Here is a 20119-nt window from a genome sequence, read left to right on the forward strand (position 1 = left end):
AGAGGCTTCTGAGTAATTGGTTTGTCAGGGAAAATTTTAATCCAAACCTTACCACCACGTTTGATGTAACGAGTCATCGCAATACGAGCAGCTTCGATTTGACGGTTAGTAATCCATGCAGGTTCAGTAGCTTGCAAACCGTACTCACCAAAGTTCAGTGTAGTACCGCCTTTTGCACGACCCTTCATATGACCACGTTGTTGTTTACGATGTTTTACGCGCTTTGGTACCAACATGATTAGTTGCCTCCTTCCTGAGGAGCTTGTTTCTTAGCTGGAGGAAGAACCTCTCCACGATAGATCCATACTTTTACGCCAAGACGACCGTAAGTAGTATGAGCTTCCGCTGTACCATAGTCAATGTCGGCACGAAGCGTATGCAGTGGAACAGTTCCTTCGCTGTACCCTTCGGAACGAGCGATTTCGGCACCGCCAAGACGTCCGCCTACTTGAGTTTTAATTCCTTTTGCTCCGGAGCGCATAGTTCTTTGAATCGCTTGTTTCAAAGCACGACGGAAAGAAACACGACGTTCCAATTGTTGTGCAATGCTTTCAGCAACCAGAATTGCGTCCAGTTCAGGATTTTTAATTTCAGAAATATTGATGTGTACCTTTTTACCGCCTGCGATTTTAGTAATTTCATTACGCAGATTTTCAACTTCGGAACCACCCTTACCGATAACCATACCTGGTTTCGCAGTGTGAATCGTTACGTTGACACGGTTAGCTGCTCTCTCGATTTCAACACGGGATACAGCGGAGTCTTTCAATCTTTTTTTCAGATGTTCACGAATTCTAACGTCTTCCAGCAAAAGATCACCGAAATCTTTGCCTGCATACCATTTGGATTCCCAATCACGGATAATACCGATTCGGAGTCCGACGGGATTTACCTTTTGGCCCACACGTTTTCCCTCCTTATTTTTCAGATACCACCAGAGTAATATGACTGGTGCGCTTGTTGATGCGACTTGCACGACCCATTGCACGCGGGCGGAATCGTTTCATTGTAGGACCTTGGTTTACAAAAACCTGAGATACTACCAATTTATTTACGTCCAAAGAATAGTTGTGATCTGCATTTGCAATCGCAGAATTCAACAATTTCTCAACGACTGGAGAAGCGGACTTTGGAGTGTGACGAAGAATTGCGATCGCCTCACCAACCTGCTTACCGCGAATCAAATCGATAACAAGTTTCACTTTGCGAGCAGAAATCCGTACGGACTTAGCATGTGCTTTTGCTTCCATTGAGTTTACCTCCTCTCAAACACTACGCTGTGTTGATTATCTTCTTGTTTTCTTATCGTCATCCGTATGGCCTTTGTACGTACGTGTTGGAGCAAATTCGCCCAATTTGTGTCCGACCATATCTTCCGTTACGTATACTGGCACGTGTTTACGACCATCGTATACACCAAACGTATGTCCGATAAATTGCGGGAAAATCGTAGAGCGACGGGACCAAGTTTTGATTACCACTTTTTTGTCCGACTCGTTCAAAACCTCTACTTTTTTCAACAGGTAACCATCAATGAATGGTCCTTTTTTGAGACTGCGACCCATTTATGAATCCTCCCTTCGTTAAAACGTAGTCGTTCCTTAATATGTTAACGTGCGACTTAAGCGCACGTTTTATTACTTAGTACGACGACGAACGATGTACTTATCAGATGCTTTACCTTTTTTACGTGTCTTGTAACCAAGGGTTGGTTTACCCCATGGAGACATTGGAGATTTACGTCCGATTGGAGCGCGACCTTCACCACCACCGTGTGGGTGATCGTTAGGGTTCATTACAACACCGCGAACTTCAGGACGTTGTCCCAACCAGCGACTACGACCGGCTTTACCGATTTTCACCAGTTCGTGGTCTTCGTTACCTACAGAACCGATTGTAGCGCGGCAAACTTTCAGAATGCGGCGAACTTCACCAGAAGACAAACGAATTGTAACATACTTTTCTTCTTTACCAAGAAGTTGGGCTTCCGTACCAGCAGCGCGAACGAGTTGGCCACCTTTACCCGGTTTCAATTCGATGTTGTGGATAACCGTACCTACTGGAATGTTTTCCAATGGCAAGGAGTTACCGATTTTGATATCCGAACCTGCACCGGATACCACTTCGTCTCCTACTTTCAGACCTTTAGGAGCGATGATGTAACGTTTTTCACCATCCACATAGTGGATAAGTGCGATGTTGGACGTACGGTTTGGATCATATTCGATCGTAGCAACGCGGCCCGGTATTCCATCTTTGTTACGTTTGAAGTCAATAATACGGTATTTACGTTTGTGTCCGCCGCCTTGATGACGAACTGTAATTTTACCTTGGTTATTGCGTCCAGCTTGCTTGCTCAGAGGTGCCAGCAACGATTTCTCGGGCTGATTAGTTGTAATCTCCTCGAAAGTAGATACAGACATAGCACGTCTGGCCGGGGACGTTGGTTTATACTTTTTAATTGGCACTGAGTTTCCCTCCTTACTTTACAGTTTCAATTATACCGTTTCAAAAAACTCAAGCGGCTTACTGTCTTTGCTCAGCGTTACGAACGCTTTCTTCCACTCGCTCGTATAGCCGGAATGACGTCCGTAGCGTTTTGGTTTTGCAGGAACACGAAGCGTATTTACGTTACTTACTTTCACGTTAAAAATGGCTTCGATTGCTTTTTTAACTTCGACTTTGTTAGAACGAATGTCAACCTCGAAAACGTATTTCAAGTCATTCATCATACCAGCCGTACGTTCGGTGATAACCGGACGTTTGATAATATCACGAGGATCCTTCATTACGCGAGCACCTCCTCTACCTTCTGAACTGCTTCCTTCGTAATGATCAGTTTGTCGTGTCCAAGCACATCAAGAACATTAATGCCGTCTGCGGCTACAAACTTCACACCAGGAATATTACGAGCGGACAGTGCTACATTATCATCATAGCTAGGAGCTACGATCAATGCTTTACGATCAGCTTTAAGGTTATTCAAAATGGCTGCGAATTCTTTCGTTTTAGGTCCGTTCAGTGTAAGAGCGTCCAATACGATAATTTCATTCTCAATCACTTTAGATGACAACGCCGATTTGATCGCCAGACGACGAACCTTTTTAGGCAATTTGTAAGCATAGCTGCGTGGAGTGGGACCGAATACAGTACCGCCACCAACCCATTGCGGTGCACGGATCGAACCTTGACGAGCGCGGCCAGTACCTTTTTGTTTCCAAGGTTTACGTCCGCCACCACGTACTTCAGAACGTCCTTTTACTTTGTGAGTACCTTGACGCAGGGAAGCCAATTGCATAACAACAGCGTCATGAAGAACGTGCTTATTCGGCTCGATACCGAACACTGCGTCGTTCAATTCAATTTCACCAACTTGGCTGCCGCTAATATTAAATAGTGCTACTTTTGGCATTTCGTGTTCCTCCTTTCTTCAGTTGTTTATTTTTTCACCGTTTCTAATACTTTAACGAAGCTATTTTTAGGTCCTGGAATGGAACCTTTCACGAGCAATACATTACGTTCTGTATCGATCTTAACAACTTCAAGACGTTGGATCGTTACCGTTTCATGCCCCATGTGTCCTGGAAGGTGTTTACCTTTAGGAACGCGGTTAGCTTGAATGGAACCCATAGAACCTGGACCTCTGTGGTAACGCGAGCCGTGTGCCATTGGTCCGCGGCTTTGTCCCCAACGTTTGATAACGCCGGCAAAACCTTTACCTTTAGAAATACCTGTCACGTCAACGAACTCGCCTTCTGTGAAGACATCAGCCTTCAGTTCTTGGCCAACCTCGTACGCAGCAAGGTCGATGCCACGAAGTTCACGAACGTAGCGCTTAGGTGCAGTATTTGCCTTTTTCGCATGTCCTGCTTCAGGTTTGTTGGATCTTTTTTCTTTCTTATCAGAGAAACCGAGTTGGATAGCTTCGTATCCATCGTTTTCCAGATCTTTCTTTTGCAGAACAACACAAGGACCTGCTTCGATAACCGTAACAGCAAGTACGTTACCTTCAGGGGTAAACACTTGAGTCATTCCGAGTTTTTTTCCTAAGATACCTTTCATGTTGACACCTCATTTCTTTTCCTAATTACATATTACAATTTAATTTCGATATCTACACCGGACGGCAGGTCCAAGCGCATCAAGGCATCCACAGTTTGTGGAGTCGGGTTAACAATGTCGATCAAACGCTTGTGTGTGCGCATTTCGAACTGCTCCCGGGAATCCTTGTACTTGTGTACCGCACGGAGAATAGTAATGATTTGTTTTTCAGTTGGCAGCGGAATTGGCCCGGATACACCTGCGCCCGAACGTTTAGCTGTTTCAACAATTTTCTCAGCGGATTGATCAAGAATTCTATGATCGTAAGCTTTCAAACGAATACGAATTTTTTGCTTTGCCATTTTAGTCCCTCCTTCTATCGCCCAATTTGGTATCGGACATACTCCGTGAAAATTTTCCGACAGCCCTCCCATGGCAAAGGGGCCGGGTGTGTCAGTAACCTCTCACATCATCGCACAGTCACAAACAACATTAGTTATTATATCGAATAGTTCTGCCTATTGCAAGCAAAAACGAAAAAACAATGCATCTTATTTTCAAAAGATACAATTGTGTTCGCAGCTTGCGATTTTTCCAAGAGAAAAGCCCCCGCACCAGGGCAGGGGCTCGTTTAGCTTCGTTCCAATACAATGTTACTCGTTCCAGTACACTGTTGCTCTATTTAAAGGCTAAAGCCTTCTTATTTGGAGATTGTTGCTACGGCACCAGCGCCAACTGTACGTCCACCTTCACGAATAGAGAACTTAGTTCCTTCTTCGATAGCGATCGGGTTGATCAGTTGAACAGTAACCGTAATGTTATCACCAGGCATTACCATTTCGGAACCTTCTGGCAAAGTAATGATACCAGTTACGTCAGTTGTACGGAAGTAGAACTGTGGACGGTAACCAGTGAAGAAAGGTTTGTGACGTCCACCTTCTTCTTTAGTCAAAACGTAGATTTGAGCAGAAAATTCTGTATGTGGGTTAACAGAACCTGGTTTAGCCAATACTTGACCACGCTCGATTTGTGCACGATCTACACCGCGAAGCAGTGCGCCGATGTTGTCACCAGCTTGAGCGGAATCAAGCAATTTACGGAACATTTCTACGCCTGTTACTACGGATTTACGGGATTCTTCTTGAATACCGATGATTTCGATTTCGTCGCCCACTTTAACTGTACCACGCTCTACACGGCCTGTAGCAACTGTACCACGACCAGTGATGGAGAATACGTCCTCGACAGGCATAAGGAAAGGCTTGTCAGTGTCACGTTCTGGAGTTGGGATGTAAGTGTCGATTGTTTCGAACATTTCAACGATTTTCTTAGCCCAGTCGCCATCTGGGTTTTGCAGTGCTTCACGAGCGGAACCGCGAGTGATTGGAGTGTCGTCGCCTGGGAAGTCATACTCGCTCAGCAAGTCGCGAACTTCCATTTCAACCAATTCCAGCAACTCTTCGTCTTCAACCATGTCGCATTTGTTCAGGAATACAACGATGTAAGGAACACCAACTTGGCGGGACAACAGGATGTGCTCGCGAGTTTGCGGCATTGGGCCGTCAGCTGCGGATACAACCAGAATCGCTCCGTCCATTTGTGCAGCGCCAGTAATCATGTTTTTAACATAGTCGGCGTGACCTGGGCAGTCAACGTGTGCATAGTGACGGTTAGGTGTTTCATATTCCACGTGTGCAGTGGAGATTGTGATACCGCGTTCGCGCTCTTCTGGAGCTTTATCGATTTGATCGAATGCTACAGCAGCACCACCGTAAGTTTTGGACAATACAGTTGTGATTGCAGCAGTCAAAGTAGTTTTACCATGATCGACGTGACCAATAGTACCGATATTAACGTGCGGTTTGTTACGTTCAAACTTAGCCTTTGCCATTTGAACAATTCCTCCTCAATAACTTGTTTTATTTTAGGCTGCCGGATGCCCTTTTGGTAAAACCTTAAGTATACCGGTCAGCTGATACATTGTATTACTCGCCGCCTTTGGTTTTGGCAACGATCTCTTCAGCAATGCTCTTCGGCACTTCTTCATAATGAGAAAGTTCCATAGAGAACACGCCGCGTCCTTGTGTACCGGAGCGAAGTGTAGTCGAGTATCCGAACATTTCGGACAAAGGCACCTTCGCACGAATGATTTGAGCTCCACTACGGGAATCCATACCTTCAATCCGACCACGACGGGAGTTCAACATACCCATTACGTCACCCATGTATTCCTCAGGAACCGTTACTTCAACTTTCATAATTGGCTCAAGCAATACTGGTTTACATTTGTCTTTCGCTGCTTTCAGCGCCATTGATCCGGCAATTTTAAATGCCATTTCATTGGAATCGACATCATGGTATGATCCGTCCACGATTGTAGCTTTAACGTCCACAAGCGGGAAGCCTGCGATAACGCCGTTTTTCATTTGTTCCTCAATACCAGCAAGAGCAGGTGCGATGTACTCTCTAGGAACAGAGCCGCCGACTACCTTACTTTCGAATTGACTACCAGTACCTGGTTCGAGTGGTTCGAACTCAACCCATACGTGACCATATTGACCACGACCACCGGACTGACGAACGAATTTACCTTCGACACGTGCTGGAGCACGGAACGTTTCACGGTAAGCAACCTGTGGTTTACCCACATTCGTTTCTACCTTGAACTCACGACGCATACGGTCAATGATGATGTCCAAGTGAAGCTCACCCATACCTGCCAAGATGGTTTGACCTGTTTCTTCGTTAGTATGAGCGCGAAGAGTTGGATCCTCTTCAGTCAACTTACCGAGAGCTACAGACATTTTATCTTGGTCAGCTTTGGTTTTAGGCTCAACCGCGATTTCGATAACCGGATCAGGGAAATTCATGGACTCGAGAATAACAGGACTCTTCTCATCACACAGTGTATCACCTGTACCTGTATCTTTCAAACCTACGGCAGCCGCAATATCACCAGAGTAAACTACAGTGATTTCTTGACGACTGTTCGCATGCATTTGAAGAATACGTCCGATACGTTCGCGTTTACCTTTTGTTGCATTCAATACGTAAGAACCGGATTGAAGAACACCGGAGTATACGCGGAAGAATGTCAACTTACCAACGTAAGGATCCGTCATGATTTTGAAGGCCAATGCGGAGAATGGCTCTTCATCGGAAGAGTGACGTTCAACTTCCGTACCGTCTTCCAAATGCCCTTGAATACTTGGCACGTCAGTAGGAGCCGGCAAATAGTCGAGAACAGCATCCAACATCAGCTGAACACCTTTATTGCGGTAAGAAGATCCACAGATAACTGGGAAGATTTTAACTTCTACAACACCTTTACGGAGAGCGGCTTTAATTTCGGCAACCGAAATTTCTTCGCCTTCCAGGTATTTCATTGTCAATTCTTCGTCCAGTTCAGCAACCTTCTCGATCAATTCATTACGGAGTTCCTCAACCTGATCTTTGAATTCCGCAGGAATTTCTACTTCTTCGATATCTTGACCAAGATCATCTTTGTACATATGAGCTTTTTGTTCAACGATATCGATAATACCAGTAAAATCATTTTCTGCGCCGATTGGCAATTGAATCGCAACTGCGTTCGCTTGAAGGCGATCACGCATGTCGGAGACAACATTCAAGAAGTCGGCACCAATGATATCCATTTTGTTTACATATGCGATCCGTGGAACGCCGTAGCGATCAGCCTGTCTCCATACGGTTTCGGACTGAGGCTCAACGCCTTCTTTCGCACTGAAAACACCAACTGCTCCGTCCAATACACGAAGGGAACGTTCAACTTCAACAGTGAAGTCAACGTGCCCCGGGGTGTCGATGATATTGACGCGGTGACCTTTCCAGGCAGCGGTCGTCGCAGCGGAAGTAATCGTGATTCCGCGCTCTTGTTCTTGTTCCATCCAGTCCATTGTCGCAGCGCCTTCGTGAACTTCACCGATTTTGTGCGTACGGCCTGTGTAGAACAAGATCCGCTCTGTTGTTGTGGTTTTACCCGCGTCAATATGAGCCATGATCCCGATATTACGTGTATTTTTCAAGGAGAACTCTCTTGCCATGAAATGGGTCTCCCTTCAAAATTGAAGTTATTTTTTGAGCTGAATCCTACCAACGATAGTGAGCAAACGCTTTGTTTGCTTCAGCCATTTTGTGCGTGTCTTCACGTTTTTTCACGGAAGCGCCTGTGTTGTTGGAAGCATCGATAATTTCAGCCGCCAAACGCTCTTCCATGGTTTTCTCACCGCGGTTGCGGGAGTAGTTTACGAGCCAACGTAATCCCAGGGACGTACGTCTTTCTGGTTTTACCTCGATTGGTACTTGGTAGTTGGCACCGCCGACACGGCGTGCTTTAACTTCCAGGACTGGCATGATATTCTTGATAGCTGCTTCAAAAACTTCCATCGGGTCATTCCCCGTACGTTCTTGGATAAGCTTGAACGCATTGTACAGAATGCTTTGAGCAACGCCTCGTTTTCCGTCGAGCATGATGCGGTTGATCAAGCGGGTAACCAACTTGCTGTTGTATACCGGATCTGGCAACACGTCTCTTTTGGTAACTGGACCTTTGCGTGGCATGGATATCCCCCTTTCTTACATGTTAAACCGACATATGCGGTTTATATCTCATTAGGATTTTTTAGCTTTAGGGCGTTTTGCGCCGTATTTGGAACGAGCTTGCATGCGGTTGTTTACGCCTGCAGTATCCAAAGCACCGCGAACGATATGGTAACGCACACCCGGAAGGTCTTTTACACGACCGCCGCGAATCAGCACTACGCTGTGTTCTTGAAGGTTATGTCCAATACCTGGAATGTAAGCAGTCACCTCTACACGGTTCGTCAAGCGAACACGAGCATATTTACGAAGTGCGGAGTTTGGTTTTTTCGGAGTCATAGTACCTACACGAGTGCACACTCCGCGTTTTTGCGGGGCACTGATGTCGGTAGCTTCACGTTTCAAGGCATTAAAACCTTTTTGCAAAGCCGGTGATTTCGATTTCTCGATTTTGGCTTGACGTCCTTTACGAACCAGTTGGTTAATAGTTGGCATGTTGGTTGCCACCCCCTTCCTCAATTTTTGCTGTTACTTTACAAACCTTATCTAAGCCCACAGACCCAGGCGGTTCATAAAAGAACAAATGAAAAGTCTTTGCCGCCAAGAATAACAATTCCTTAGACAAAAACGTTCCTTACCCTATTGTTTTACGATAGCAGCCATTGCGGCTCCCACTTCAATCCCACATGCAGCTCCGAGATTTTTCATTGTGTCTACGAGAGTCACTTTGACTCCTTGCTTGTTGCACAAAGCAATGATGTTGGAAGTGAGACGCTGATCTGCGTCTTCTGCCACATATACTTCTGAGGCAAAGCCCAATTCTACCATACGAATGGTTTGTTTGGTACCGATTTTGACATGAGCATCTTGCAGTCCCTGTTCTTTAGACATATCTCATTCCTCCGAAAAGACCCAATAGCATATAGGCTGCTCACGCACCTTTGCTATATTAGCATTGACTATAAGTAATGTCAAGACAATTATAAACTATAATTCATTTAAACAGAATAGTACGATTCATTTTTGAAAAACACCGGAGCACCGTCTGCTAAAGCTTTTATGCAAAGCTTATGTCTACGGTGTTCCGGCAATCATACTATTTTTATATTACTCGGCCGAAATTGGTTCGAGCTCCTCAGATGGAGACTGCCCCTCTTCCGGTTGGGCAAATTTCACGCTACGGTAACGGTTCATACCTGTTCCCGCAGGAATCAATTTACCAATAATTACGTTCTCTTTCAGCCCAAGCAACTGATCGACCTTGCCTTTAATAGCTGCATCAGTCAAGACACGAGTAGTTTCCTGGAAGGATGCTGCTGACAAGAAGGAGTCAGTTTCCAGAGAGGCCTTGGTAATACCGAGCAGTACCGGCTTAGCTACGGCTGGTTCTTGGCCGCTGAGAATCGCTATCTTGTTTGCATTTTCATACTCATGGACATCAACAAAGGAACCTGGAAGTAAGATCGTGTCGCCCGCATCAATGATACGGATTTTACGCAACATTTGACGAATCATAACTTCTACGTGCTTGTCGTTGATTTCTACGCCCTGGTTCCGGTATACGCGTTGAACTTCCTGAAGGATATAGTTCTGCACCCCGCGAATACCTTTAATACGCAGCATTTCTTTAGGATCAATCGAACCATCCGTCAGTTCGTCCCCAGCTTCAACAGTCATACCTTCGCTTACGCGCAGGCGGGAACCATATGTTACTGAATATGTTTTCGTTTCAGCTTCACCCTGAATGTCGATCTCACGGCGGTCTTTACCTTCACGAACTTCTTTAACTGTACCGTCAATTTCACTAATAGTTGCCTGACCTTTAGGATTACGTGCTTCAAAAAGCTCCTGGATACGAGGCAAACCTTGTGTAATATCGTCACCCGCTACGCCGCCTGTGTGGAACGTACGCATAGTAAGCTGTGTTCCTGGCTCACCAATGGATTGTGCAGCGATAATACCAACTGCTTCACCAATCTCAACGTGTTTACCAGTAGCCAGATTGCGACCGTAGCATTTCTTGCAGACGCCATGTTTAGCACGGCAACTTAGTACAGAACGAATCTGAACTTTGTGTACACCGGCTTTAACAATCGCTTCAGCTTTGTCGGAGTCAATCAGTTCGTTACGTCTAGCCAAAATCTCGCCAGTCTCAGGATGACGTACCGTTTCAAAGCAATAGCGACCTTCCAGACGGTCATAGAGATCCTCAATCACTTCTTTACCGTCCTGAATACGACTTACTGTGAAGCCTTTATCCGTTCCGCAGTCTTCTTCGCGCACGATAACATCCTGTGCCACATCTACGAGACGACGAGTCAGGTAACCGGAGTCAGCCGTACGGAGGGCTGTATCCGCCAAACCTTTACGCGCTCCGTGAGTGGAGATGAAGTACTCGAGTACTGTCAGACCTTCACGGAAATTTGATTTGATTGGGAGTTCGATAATACGTCCGGATGGATTGGCCATCAGACCACGCATACCGCCGAGCTGAGTAATCTGTGACTTGTTACCCCGCGCTTTGGAGTCCACCATCATCATGATAGAGTTGTAGCGATCCATGGACTTCATCAATACTTCGGTAATATCATCTTTCGCTTTAGACCAAATGTCGATAATCCGGTCATAGCGTTCTTCATTCGTAATCAGACCACGACGATACTGATTCGTCACAACTTGCGCTTTATCTTCGGACCCCTTAAGAATCTCTTGTTTTTCCACCGGCACGATTACGTCCGATACTGCAACGGTTACCCCTGCACGAGTGGAATACGTAAAGCCAAGCTGCTTAATTTTATCCAGAATTACAGCTGTTTCTGTTGTATGGTAAGTCTCAAAACAACGGGCAATGATATTACCAAGGTAATCCTTGCCTACCCCGTTAGCTTGCGGAGCGTTTTGAATGGCTTCTGTAAGATTTACACCCTTCTCGTAAACAAAGAACTCCTCCGCAGTACCATAAAGCAGGTTCGCACGGGTAGCATCATTGATGTACGGGAAGCTTGCCGGGAAAATTTCATTAAAGATAATTTTACCAACCGTTGTGATCAACATCGCTTCCTGTTGTTTTTCCGTAAAGCTCGTTTTATTCAAAGCTTTAACCGGAATAGCTACACGAGCATGAAGACCAGCTGTACCACGTTGGTAAGCCGATATAGCTTCATTCATGTTGCGAAGGATCATATTGCTTCCTTCTTCTTCTTTGTTATCCATAGTCAGATAAAAAGAACCAAGAACCATATCCTGGGAAGGTGTAACAACTGGCTTGCCGTCTTTCGGATTCAAAATGTTGCCGGATGCTAGCATAAGCAAACGAGCTTCAGCTTGAGCTTCCGCAGACAACGGAACGTGAACAGCCATTTGGTCACCGTCAAAGTCGGCATTATATGCAGTACATACGAGCGGATGCAGACGAATCGCACGACCCTCAACCAAAATCGGTTCGAACGCCTGGATACCGAGTCTATGCAACGTAGGGGCACGGTTCAGAAGAACTGGATGCTCCTTGATTACTTCTTCCAGCACATCCCATACTTCTGCACTCACACGTTCTACTTTACGCTTGGCGCTCTTGATATTGTGCGCCAAACCTTTGTTCACTAGTTCTTTCATAACAAAAGGTTTGAACAGTTCAAGTGCCATTTCTTTCGGCAAACCGCATTGATACATTTTCAAGTACGGACCTACAACGATAACGGAACGACCAGAGTAGTCAACACGTTTTCCGAGCAAGTTCTGACGGAAACGTCCTTGTTTACCTTTCAGCATGTGGCTGAGGGATTTCAAAGGACGGTTACCTGGACCTGTAACAGGACGACCACGACGACCATTATCAATCAAGGCGTCAACAGCTTCCTGCAACATCCGTTTTTCATTTTGTACGATAATATCTGGCGCACCTAGATCTAACAGACGTTTCAGACGGTTATTACGGTTAATAACACGACGATACAAGTCGTTAAGGTCAGAAGTAGCGAAACGACCACCATCCAACTGTACCATTGGACGAAGTTCAGGAGGAATAACAGGAAGTACGTCCATGATCATCCAATCCGGTTGGTTGCCGGAGTTACGGAATGCCTCAATAACTTCAAGGCGTTTGATTGCACGGTTACGACGTTGTCCTTGAGCTGTACGCAGCTCTTCTTTCAAGAATTCCAACTCTTTGTCTATATCCAAATCTTGAAGAAGCTTTTTAACCGCTTCAGCACCCATACCTGCCTGGAATCCATAGCCATATTTCTCACGATAACTACGGTATTCTTTCTCGGACAGGAGTTGCTTTTTCTCCAAAGGCGTATCTCCTGGATCGGTTACAACATAAGATGCGAAGTAAATGATCTCTTCCAGAGATCTTGGAGACATATCAAGAGCAAGACCCATACGACTTGGAATGCCTTTAAAGTACCAAATGTGCGATACAGGAGCAGCCAACTCAATATGGCCCATACGCTCACGGCGAACCTTAGCGCGAGTAACTTCTACTCCACAACGGTCACAGACAACACCTTTATAGCGTACACGTTTGTACTTACCGCAATGACATTCCCAGTCTTTCGTAGGTCCGAAAATTTTCTCGCAAAATAGTCCTTCTTTTTCCGGTTTAAGCGTACGATAGTTAATCGTCTCCGGTTTTTTGACTTCTCCGCGGGACCAAGAACGAATCTTTTCGGGGGAAGCAAGCCCGATTTTCATATATTCGAAATTGTTAACGTCCAACAAGGAGCAACCCTCCTTAACCAAATCCTGAGTTTTTAGGTTTGATACCGCCCAGCAACACCGGGCGGTATCAAGAAACCTGATCCATTCTAGAATGGATCAAGGTATATAACAAAACTGATATGAGTTAGTCAGCAGTCAAACTACTCTACGCCAACCTCAGAGCCTTCCAGATTCAAACTCAGCTTATCGCCGGTTGTGTCATCCTCATCATCAAGCTCTCTCATTTCGATCTCTTGTTCGTCTTCAGACAGAATCTTCACGTCCATACCCAAGCTTTGCAGCTCTTTGATTAGGACCTTAAATGATTCTGGAACACCCGGTTCAGGTACATTTTCACCTTTGACAATGGATTCGTAAGTTTTAACACGTCCAACCACATCATCGGATTTCACAGTCAAAATTTCCTGAAGCGTGTACGCCGCGCCGTAGGCTTCCAATGCCCATACTTCCATCTCCCCGAAGCGCTGTCCACCGAATTGAGCTTTACCACCCAATGGTTGTTGCGTAACGAGAGAGTAAGGACCTGTAGAACGAGCATGGATTTTATCATCGACCATGTGCGCCAGTTTGATCATGTGCATGACACCGACAGTAACTTCACGTTCAAAACGATCACCCGTACGTCCGTCATACAACACAGTCTTACCATTACGCTGCATGCCTGCCTCTTCCATTGTATCGAATACGTCATACTCCTTGGCACCATCGAATACTGGAGTTGCCACATGAATACCAAGACGCATTGCAGCCATACCCAAATGGACTTCAAGCACCTGTCCGATGTTCATCCGTGAAGGTACGCCCAGCGGGTTCAGAACGACCTGTACTGGTGTGCCATCCGGCAGGAACGGCATATCTTCTTCAGGCAAAATACGGGCAACGACACCCTTGTTACCGTGACGTCCAGCCATTTTATCGCCTTCGGAGATTTTACGTTTTTGAGCAATATATACACGAACCAACTGATTTACACCTGGTGGCAGTTCATCACCATTTTCACGTGTAAACACCTTTACATCTACAACAATCCCGTCTGTTCCGTGAGGAACTCTCAAAGAAGTATCGCGAACCTCGCGTGCCTTCTCACCAAAGATTGCGTGTAAGAGACGTTCTTCAGCTGTCAATTCAGTCACACCTTTAGGTGTAACTTTACCAACGAGAATGTCACCTGCGCCGATTTCGGCACCAATACGAATGATTCCACGCTCATCCAAGTTGCGAAGCGCTTCTTCACCGACATTTGGAATGTCGCGAGTGATTTCTTCAGGTCCAAGCTTCGTGTCACGAGCCTCGGATTCGTATTCCTCAATATGGATCGAGGTGTATACATCTTCCTTAACCAGTTTCTCACTCAGCAGGATCGCATCCTCGTAGTTGTAACCTTCCCAAGTCATGAAGGCAACGACAACGTTACGTCCCAACGCCAACTCACCCATCTCTGTAGATGGACCATCCGCAAGAATATCGCCAACTTTGACAATATCTCCTCTGTTCACAATCGGACGTTGGTTGATGCAAGTTCCTTGGTTAGATCGCATAAATTTGTGTAATTTATACTTAACAATGTCGCCCTTCACTTCAGCGCCATCTACAGTTTCGATACGACGCAACCAAATTTCGTTGGCCGAAGAACGTTCGATAACTCCGTTGTATTTGGATACAACGCAAACACCAGAATCTTTCGCAGACTTGTGCTCCATTCCTGTTCCGACCAATGGAGACTTCGGAATCAGAAGTGGGACAGCCTGACGCTGCATGTTGGAACCCATCAATGCGCGGTTAGAGTCATCATTCTCCAGAAACGGAATCAATGCAGTCGCGACCGATACGACCTGTTTAGGCGATACGTCCATGTAATCGACACGGCTACTAGCCATCGGAATAATGTTATCAGACTGTTTGTTATAACGGACAATGACGACCTCATCCTTAAAGGTGTTTTCCTCCGTCAATTCCGCATTCGCCTGAGCTACGATGTAGTTATCTTCTTCATCAGCAGTCAGGTAATCAATCTGCTCTGTAACTTTTCCGGTTTTTGGATCTACCCAACGATAAGGCGCTTCGATAAATCCGTACTCGTTGATGCGTGCAAAAGTGGACAAAGAGTTGATCAAACCAATGTTTGGTCCCTCTGGTGTCTCGATAGGACACATGCGGCCATAGTGACTCGGATGGACGTCACGCACTTCCATGCCCGCGCGTTCGCGCGTCAAACCGCCGGGTCCGAGTGCGGACAGACGACGTTTGTGCGTTAATTCAGCAAGCGGGTTCGTCTGATCCATAAACTGAGACAGCTGCGAGCTACCAAAGAACTCTTTAATCGAAGCAATTACCGGACGTATGTTAATCAGCGCTTGTGGCGTAATTACATTAGCATCCTGAATCGACATTCTTTCACGCACCACGCGTTCCATACGGGACAAACCGATACGGAACTGGTTTTGGAGCAACTCACCTACAGAACGCAAACGACGGTTACCCAAATGGTCAATATCGTCCGTACTTCCGATTCCGTGAAGCAAGTTAATAAAATAACTGATGGAGGAAATAATATCGGCAGGCGTAATATTCTTAACCGATTTATCAATATTTCCGTTAGCAATCAGTTTTACTACTTTACCATCCTCAATTGGTGAGAATACATCGATCGTTTGAAGTGGAATATCATTGCTTTCTAGCACACCACTCGCAACATGATACGTACGATGTCCTACTGATTCCTCCAGTTGGGCCAAAATCTCGTCCAACAGGCGGCGATCTACCATTTGTCCGGCTTCAGCGATGATTTCACCAGTTGTTGTATCAATCAAAGTCTCAGCAAGTCGTTGATTGAACAGACGATTTTTGATGTGAAGCTTTTTATTGATTTTGTAACGGCCTACGTTGGCCAGATCATAACGTTTTGGATCAAAGAAGCGCGCAACCAGCAAGCTCTTTGCGTTATCCAGTGTAGGCGGCTCACCCGGACGAAGACGCTCATAAATTTCAATCAGCGCTTTCTCGGTGGAATCCGTGTTGTCTTTATCAAGTGTGTTGCGGATATATTCGTCATTGCCGAGCAAATCCAGAATCTCAGCATCAGTGCCAAAGCCCAGCGCACGCAGCAACACCGTAACCGGAATTTTACGGGTACGGTCAATCCGGACATAGATAATATCCTTCGCATCCATCTCCAGTTCGAGCCAAGCCCCCCGGTTAGGAATTACCGTTGCGGTGTATGTTGTTTTCGCATTCTTGTCGACTTTTGTGCTGAAATAGACGCTGGGAGAGCGAACCAACTGGCTGACAATAACCCGTTCCGCACCGTTAATAATAAACGTACCCGTTTCAGTCATCAGCGGGAAGTCTCCCATGAATACTTCCTGCTCTTTCACTTCCCCGGTTTCTTTATTAATAAGCCGGACTTTTACCCGAAGCGGTGCTGCATACGTAACGTCGCGTTCCTTTGCGTCGTCAACGGTATATTTGGGTTCTCCGAGAGAATAGTCGATAAACTCCAGAATCAGGTTTCCAGTGAAATCCTGAATTGGCGAAATATCCCGAAACATTTCCCGTAATCCTTCCTCCAAAAACCAATCATAGGATTTTTGTTGGATCTCAATCAGGTTCGGAACCTCGAGTACCTCATTAATACGTGCATAACTGCGCCGAGTGCGTCGACCATATTGAACAAGATGTCCTGCCAACTTAAACTCACCCCTCATGTCTACTCACTTTAAAAATACATTGCGAACCTCTGTTTGTGACCTTATAATAAGACACATACAGAAGATTCAATCTTACAAATACAGAAAAGCCCTTACTCGAATGCATTCGAAAAAAGAGCAACGTATCTGCAGAATCCTCTTACCGGAAGATCTTCATCACTTGTAGATTTGCCCAAAATGGTTGTATTATACGTAATAGAGATAAATACTATACCTACTACGCATAAATCTATTGACATTTCAACAAACTAAAGCCATGGAGGGCATCCTAATACTGACATTTTATAATAATATCACAGACCAGGATTCAAGTCAATGGTCCTATTGCATTTTCTCAAAAACTTTTTTCAGCCTTCAAAATTCGATAACCTTTATCCTTTGTAACTTCCTCTACATGACCGAAAAGGCTCTCTATCTTAGCACTCGCCGAAGGGGCCCCCTGCTTTTTCTGAATGACTACCCACAAAACTCCACCCTCGTTTAAATGCTCATAAGCAAGCTCAAAAATGGTATGCACTGTTTCTTTCCCTGCACGTATAGGAGGATTCGTCAAGATCACGTCAAAACGTTCATTCTTCACTTCCGCAAACAAATCGCTTTGCTTTATGGTGACATTCTTAACCCCATTACGTTCCGCATTCTCTATCGCTAGTTGAACCGCTCGCTCATTAATATCAACCATTGTGACGTGTCCCTCCGGGACAAGCGCGGCTGCCGCCAGACCAATCGGCCCGTAACCGCATCCTACATCCAATACCGTGGCTTGTGCAGGAAGCTGCATCGCTTCAATCAGCACACGACTCCCGTAATCAATTCCCTGCTTCGAAAAAACGCCTGAATCGCTGGCAAAACGGTATGACCGCCCCCGAAGCACTGTTTCCAGGCTCCGTCGTTCATGCGCCGTCTCTGGCCGCTTGGAGTAATAATGATCAGCCATTCATGCCCACCTCTTTCGGTTGTACTACCATCATAGCCTTTACAATAACCTTTCAGACATGCTGGTACTACCGTTTTACAGCAACAAACCCCTTGAAGATCACCTCAAGGGGTTTGTTTTAGTTCATTGTCTGCTAGAAAGCCGTCAATTATTTTACTTCTACAGAAGCGCCTGCTTCTTCCAATTTTGCTTTAATGGATTCAGCTTCTTCTTTAGCGATTTTTTCTTTCAGCGGTTTTGGAGCGTTGTCAACCAGTTCTTTTGCTTCTTTCAGGCCAAGACCTGTGATTTCGCGAACTGCTTTGATAACGTTGATTTTGGAAGCGCCAGCGCTTGTCAAGATTACGTCGAACTCGGATTGCTCAGCTTCTGCTGCGCCACCTGCTGCGCCACCTGCTACAGCTACTGGAGCTGCTGCAGTTACGCCGAATTCTTCTTCGATTGCTTTCACAAGATCGTTCAGTTCCAATACGGACATACCTTTAATTGCTTCCAAGATTTGCTCTTTACTCATGGTTGAACCTCCATTTAAATTCGTATTTTTTTGTTTTCAACTGCTATACAGCAGATTTAATCCCTAACTTATGCGCTTTGCTCTTCTTTTTCTGCAACAGCTTTAACTGCAAGCGCGAAGTTGCGCACAGGAGCTTGAAGCACGCTGAGGAGCATGGAAAGAAGACCTTCGCGGGATGGCAGTTCTGCCAGTGCTTTGATTTCCTCAACACCGATAACGCGACCTTCTACAACTGCACCTTTCAGTTCCAGTGCATTGTTCTTCTTAGCGAAATCGTTCAAGATTTTAGCTGCAGACACTGCATCATCTTTGCCGAACGCGATTGCAGTAGGACCTGTCAATACTGCGTCCAGTTCAGTCAATTCTGCTGCCGCAGTTGCACGGCGGAGCAGTGTGTTTTTCAGCACTTGAAATTCGATTCCGGCTTCGCGAAGCTGCTTACGCAGCTCAGTTACTTGGGCAACATTCAGACCGCGATAGTCTGCAACCACAGTTGTTACGCTCTCGCGCAATTTTGCAGCTACAACTTCAACAGCTTCTTGTTTTGCTTGAATCACCTTTGCATTTGCCAAACTGTACACCTCCTGATCAATTTATCCGCTTTATTCGAAACACCCGATCTGGTGATCTTACAAAGCTTGCTTTCATAAGCATGAAAAAAGCCTCCGTAGAGTACGAAGGCTTGATAAATCTACATGGACGGGACAAGCCCGTCACATGAAACGTTCTATCATAACACCTCGGTAGGAAATTAAGCCCGAAGGCACCTACTGTCTACGGTAAGCATATTCAACTTTAATGGTCAGTCACAAGGACTCACAACTTTTATAGAATAACAAATTTGATTGAGTGTGTCAATCAAAATATTATCTGTAAACAGATGCGTTCACACGTGCACTTGGTCCCATAGTCGAAGAAATAGCGATGTTTTTCAGGTATACACCTTTAGCAGCCGCTGGCTTCGCACGGTTCAAGGCTTCAACCAAGGCTTTAAGGTTCTCGTTCAGCTGTTCAGCACTGAAGGAAGCTTTGCCGATTGGCGCATGAATTTGACCGGCTTTGTCGAGACGGTATTCGATTTTACCGGCTTTAATTTCTTGAACAGCCTTGGCAACGTCGAAAGTAACTGTGCCTGCTTTAGGGTTAGGCATCAAACCTTTACCACCGAGCAAACGACCCAGTTTACCAACCTCACTCATCATATCAGGTGTCGCAACGCAGACGTCGAATTCGAACCAGCCTTGTTGGATTTTGTTGATCATATCTTGATCACCAACAAAATCAGCGCCAGCCGCTTCCGCTTCTTTCACTTTGTCACCTTTTGCAAATACCAGAACGCGTTGTGTTTTACCCGTACCATGCGGCAGAACAACAACACCACGAACAGCCTGGTCTTGTTTACGGGAATCTACGCCCAGACGAACTGCTGCTTCAACGGTTTCGTCGAATTTAGCAGTCGCAGCCTTTTTCACCAGTTCAACGGCTTCTAAAGGCTCGTAAGTTGCTTCGCTGTCAATCAGCTTAGCAGCTTCCAGGTACTTCTTACCATGTTTAGCCATAATGTTTTCCTCCTTATGTGGTATTAGCGGATATTCCTCCCACACTTGCCGGACAGTCAAACTGCCGGCACACGTAGAT

The 20119-nt window shown here is 45.7% G+C and carries 20 protein-coding genes and 1 other annotated feature; all 20 genes read right to left on the minus strand.

Annotated elements, in window-relative coordinates; genetic code table 11:
- On the minus strand, positions 1–236 hold a 236-nt coding region (gene rplP, locus GRP75_RS06095), incomplete at its 3' end, for a 50S ribosomal protein L16 (RefSeq protein WP_160788859.1).
- 2 nt (positions 237–238) lie between these two features.
- Positions 239–904 carry a 30S ribosomal protein S3 gene (gene rpsC / locus GRP75_RS06100; RefSeq protein WP_013312156.1) on the minus strand — a complete coding sequence of 222 codons (666 nt, stop codon included), beginning with the start codon at positions 902–904 and terminating at the stop codon, positions 239–241.
- Positions 905–917: 13 nt separating this feature from the next.
- Positions 918–1250, minus strand: coding sequence for a 50S ribosomal protein L22 (rplV, locus tag GRP75_RS06105; protein WP_013312157.1), 333 nt, complete (start codon positions 1248–1250; stop codon positions 918–920).
- A gap of 36 nt (positions 1251–1286) precedes the next feature.
- Positions 1287–1565 carry a 30S ribosomal protein S19 gene (gene rpsS / locus GRP75_RS06110; RefSeq protein WP_007432579.1) on the minus strand — a complete coding sequence of 93 codons (279 nt, stop codon included), beginning with the start codon at positions 1563–1565 and terminating at the stop codon, positions 1287–1289.
- Positions 1566–1637: 72 nt separating this feature from the next.
- A complete protein-coding gene (gene rplB, locus GRP75_RS06115) occupies positions 1638–2468 on the minus strand; it encodes a 50S ribosomal protein L2 (RefSeq protein ID WP_023990557.1) in 831 nt (276 codons plus the stop codon).
- 30 nt (positions 2469–2498) lie between these two features.
- Entirely contained in the window at positions 2499–2789 is a 291-nt protein-coding gene (gene rplW, locus GRP75_RS06120) for a 50S ribosomal protein L23 (RefSeq protein WP_013312159.1), read from the minus strand.
- The gene (gene rplD / locus GRP75_RS06125) at positions 2789–3412 is read right to left on the minus strand and encodes a 50S ribosomal protein L4 (RefSeq protein ID WP_013312160.1); all 624 of its coding nucleotides are present in this window, start codon (positions 3410–3412) and stop codon (positions 2789–2791) included. Before rplD ends, rplW begins: the two co-directional genes overlap by 1 nt.
- 26 nt (positions 3413–3438) lie before the next feature.
- Positions 3439–4062, minus strand: a complete 624-nt coding sequence (rplC, locus tag GRP75_RS06130) for a 50S ribosomal protein L3 (RefSeq protein WP_013312161.1) — start codon at positions 4060–4062, stop codon at positions 3439–3441.
- A 32-nt stretch (positions 4063–4094) separates the two neighbouring features.
- Positions 4095–4403: a 30S ribosomal protein S10 gene (gene rpsJ / locus GRP75_RS06135; protein WP_005544556.1), complete on the minus strand. Its 309-nt coding sequence runs from the start codon at positions 4401–4403 to the stop codon at positions 4095–4097.
- 338 nt (positions 4404–4741) lie between these two features.
- Positions 4742–5932 (minus strand): elongation factor Tu, encoded by a 1191-nt coding sequence (gene tuf / locus GRP75_RS06140; protein WP_023990558.1) that lies wholly within the window; start codon positions 5930–5932, stop codon positions 4742–4744.
- 94 nt (positions 5933–6026) lie between these two features.
- The gene (fusA, locus tag GRP75_RS06145; protein WP_023990559.1) at positions 6027–8105 is read right to left on the minus strand and encodes an elongation factor G; all 2079 of its coding nucleotides are present in this window, start codon (positions 8103–8105) and stop codon (positions 6027–6029) included.
- A 46-nt stretch (positions 8106–8151) separates the two neighbouring features.
- The gene (gene rpsG / locus GRP75_RS06150; RefSeq protein WP_007432586.1) at positions 8152–8622 is read right to left on the minus strand and encodes a 30S ribosomal protein S7; all 471 of its coding nucleotides are present in this window, start codon (positions 8620–8622) and stop codon (positions 8152–8154) included.
- 51 nt (positions 8623–8673) lie between these two features.
- Positions 8674–9096, minus strand: a complete 423-nt coding sequence (gene rpsL / locus GRP75_RS06155) for a 30S ribosomal protein S12 (protein ID WP_007432587.1) — start codon at positions 9094–9096, stop codon at positions 8674–8676.
- Between the two features lie 144 nt (positions 9097–9240).
- Positions 9241–9492: a ribosomal L7Ae/L30e/S12e/Gadd45 family protein gene (locus GRP75_RS06160; protein ID WP_007432588.1), complete on the minus strand. Its 252-nt coding sequence runs from the start codon at positions 9490–9492 to the stop codon at positions 9241–9243.
- Between the two features lie 216 nt (positions 9493–9708).
- Entirely contained in the window at positions 9709–13323 is a 3615-nt protein-coding gene (gene rpoC, locus GRP75_RS06165; protein WP_013312165.1) for a DNA-directed RNA polymerase subunit beta', read from the minus strand.
- A gap of 140 nt (positions 13324–13463) precedes the next feature.
- A complete protein-coding gene (rpoB, locus tag GRP75_RS06170) occupies positions 13464–17009 on the minus strand; it encodes a DNA-directed RNA polymerase subunit beta (RefSeq protein WP_028542620.1) in 3546 nt (1181 codons plus the stop codon).
- Between the two features lie 355 nt (positions 17010–17364).
- A complete protein-coding gene (locus GRP75_RS06175) occupies positions 17365–17967 on the minus strand; it encodes a class I SAM-dependent methyltransferase (protein ID WP_076265417.1) in 603 nt (200 codons plus the stop codon).
- Between the two features lie 148 nt (positions 17968–18115).
- The gene (rplL, locus tag GRP75_RS06180; protein ID WP_010348819.1) at positions 18116–18481 is read right to left on the minus strand and encodes a 50S ribosomal protein L7/L12; all 366 of its coding nucleotides are present in this window, start codon (positions 18479–18481) and stop codon (positions 18116–18118) included.
- Positions 18482–18549: 68 nt separating this feature from the next.
- Entirely contained in the window at positions 18550–19053 is a 504-nt protein-coding gene (gene rplJ, locus GRP75_RS06185) for a 50S ribosomal protein L10 (RefSeq protein ID WP_013312168.1), read from the minus strand.
- Between the two features lie 74 nt (positions 19054–19127).
- Positions 19128–19279: a sequence feature (ribosomal protein L10 leader region), on the minus strand.
- A 68-nt stretch (positions 19280–19347) separates the two neighbouring features.
- On the minus strand, positions 19348–20040 hold the full coding sequence (rplA, locus tag GRP75_RS06190) for a 50S ribosomal protein L1 (protein WP_013312169.1): 693 nt from the start codon (positions 20038–20040) through the stop codon (positions 19348–19350).
- Positions 20041–20119: the final 79 nt, after the last annotated feature.

It is taken from the genome of Paenibacillus sp. OT2-17 (assembly GCF_009827695.1).
Classification (GTDB): domain Bacteria; phylum Bacillota; class Bacilli; order Paenibacillales; family Paenibacillaceae; genus Paenibacillus; species Paenibacillus polymyxa_B.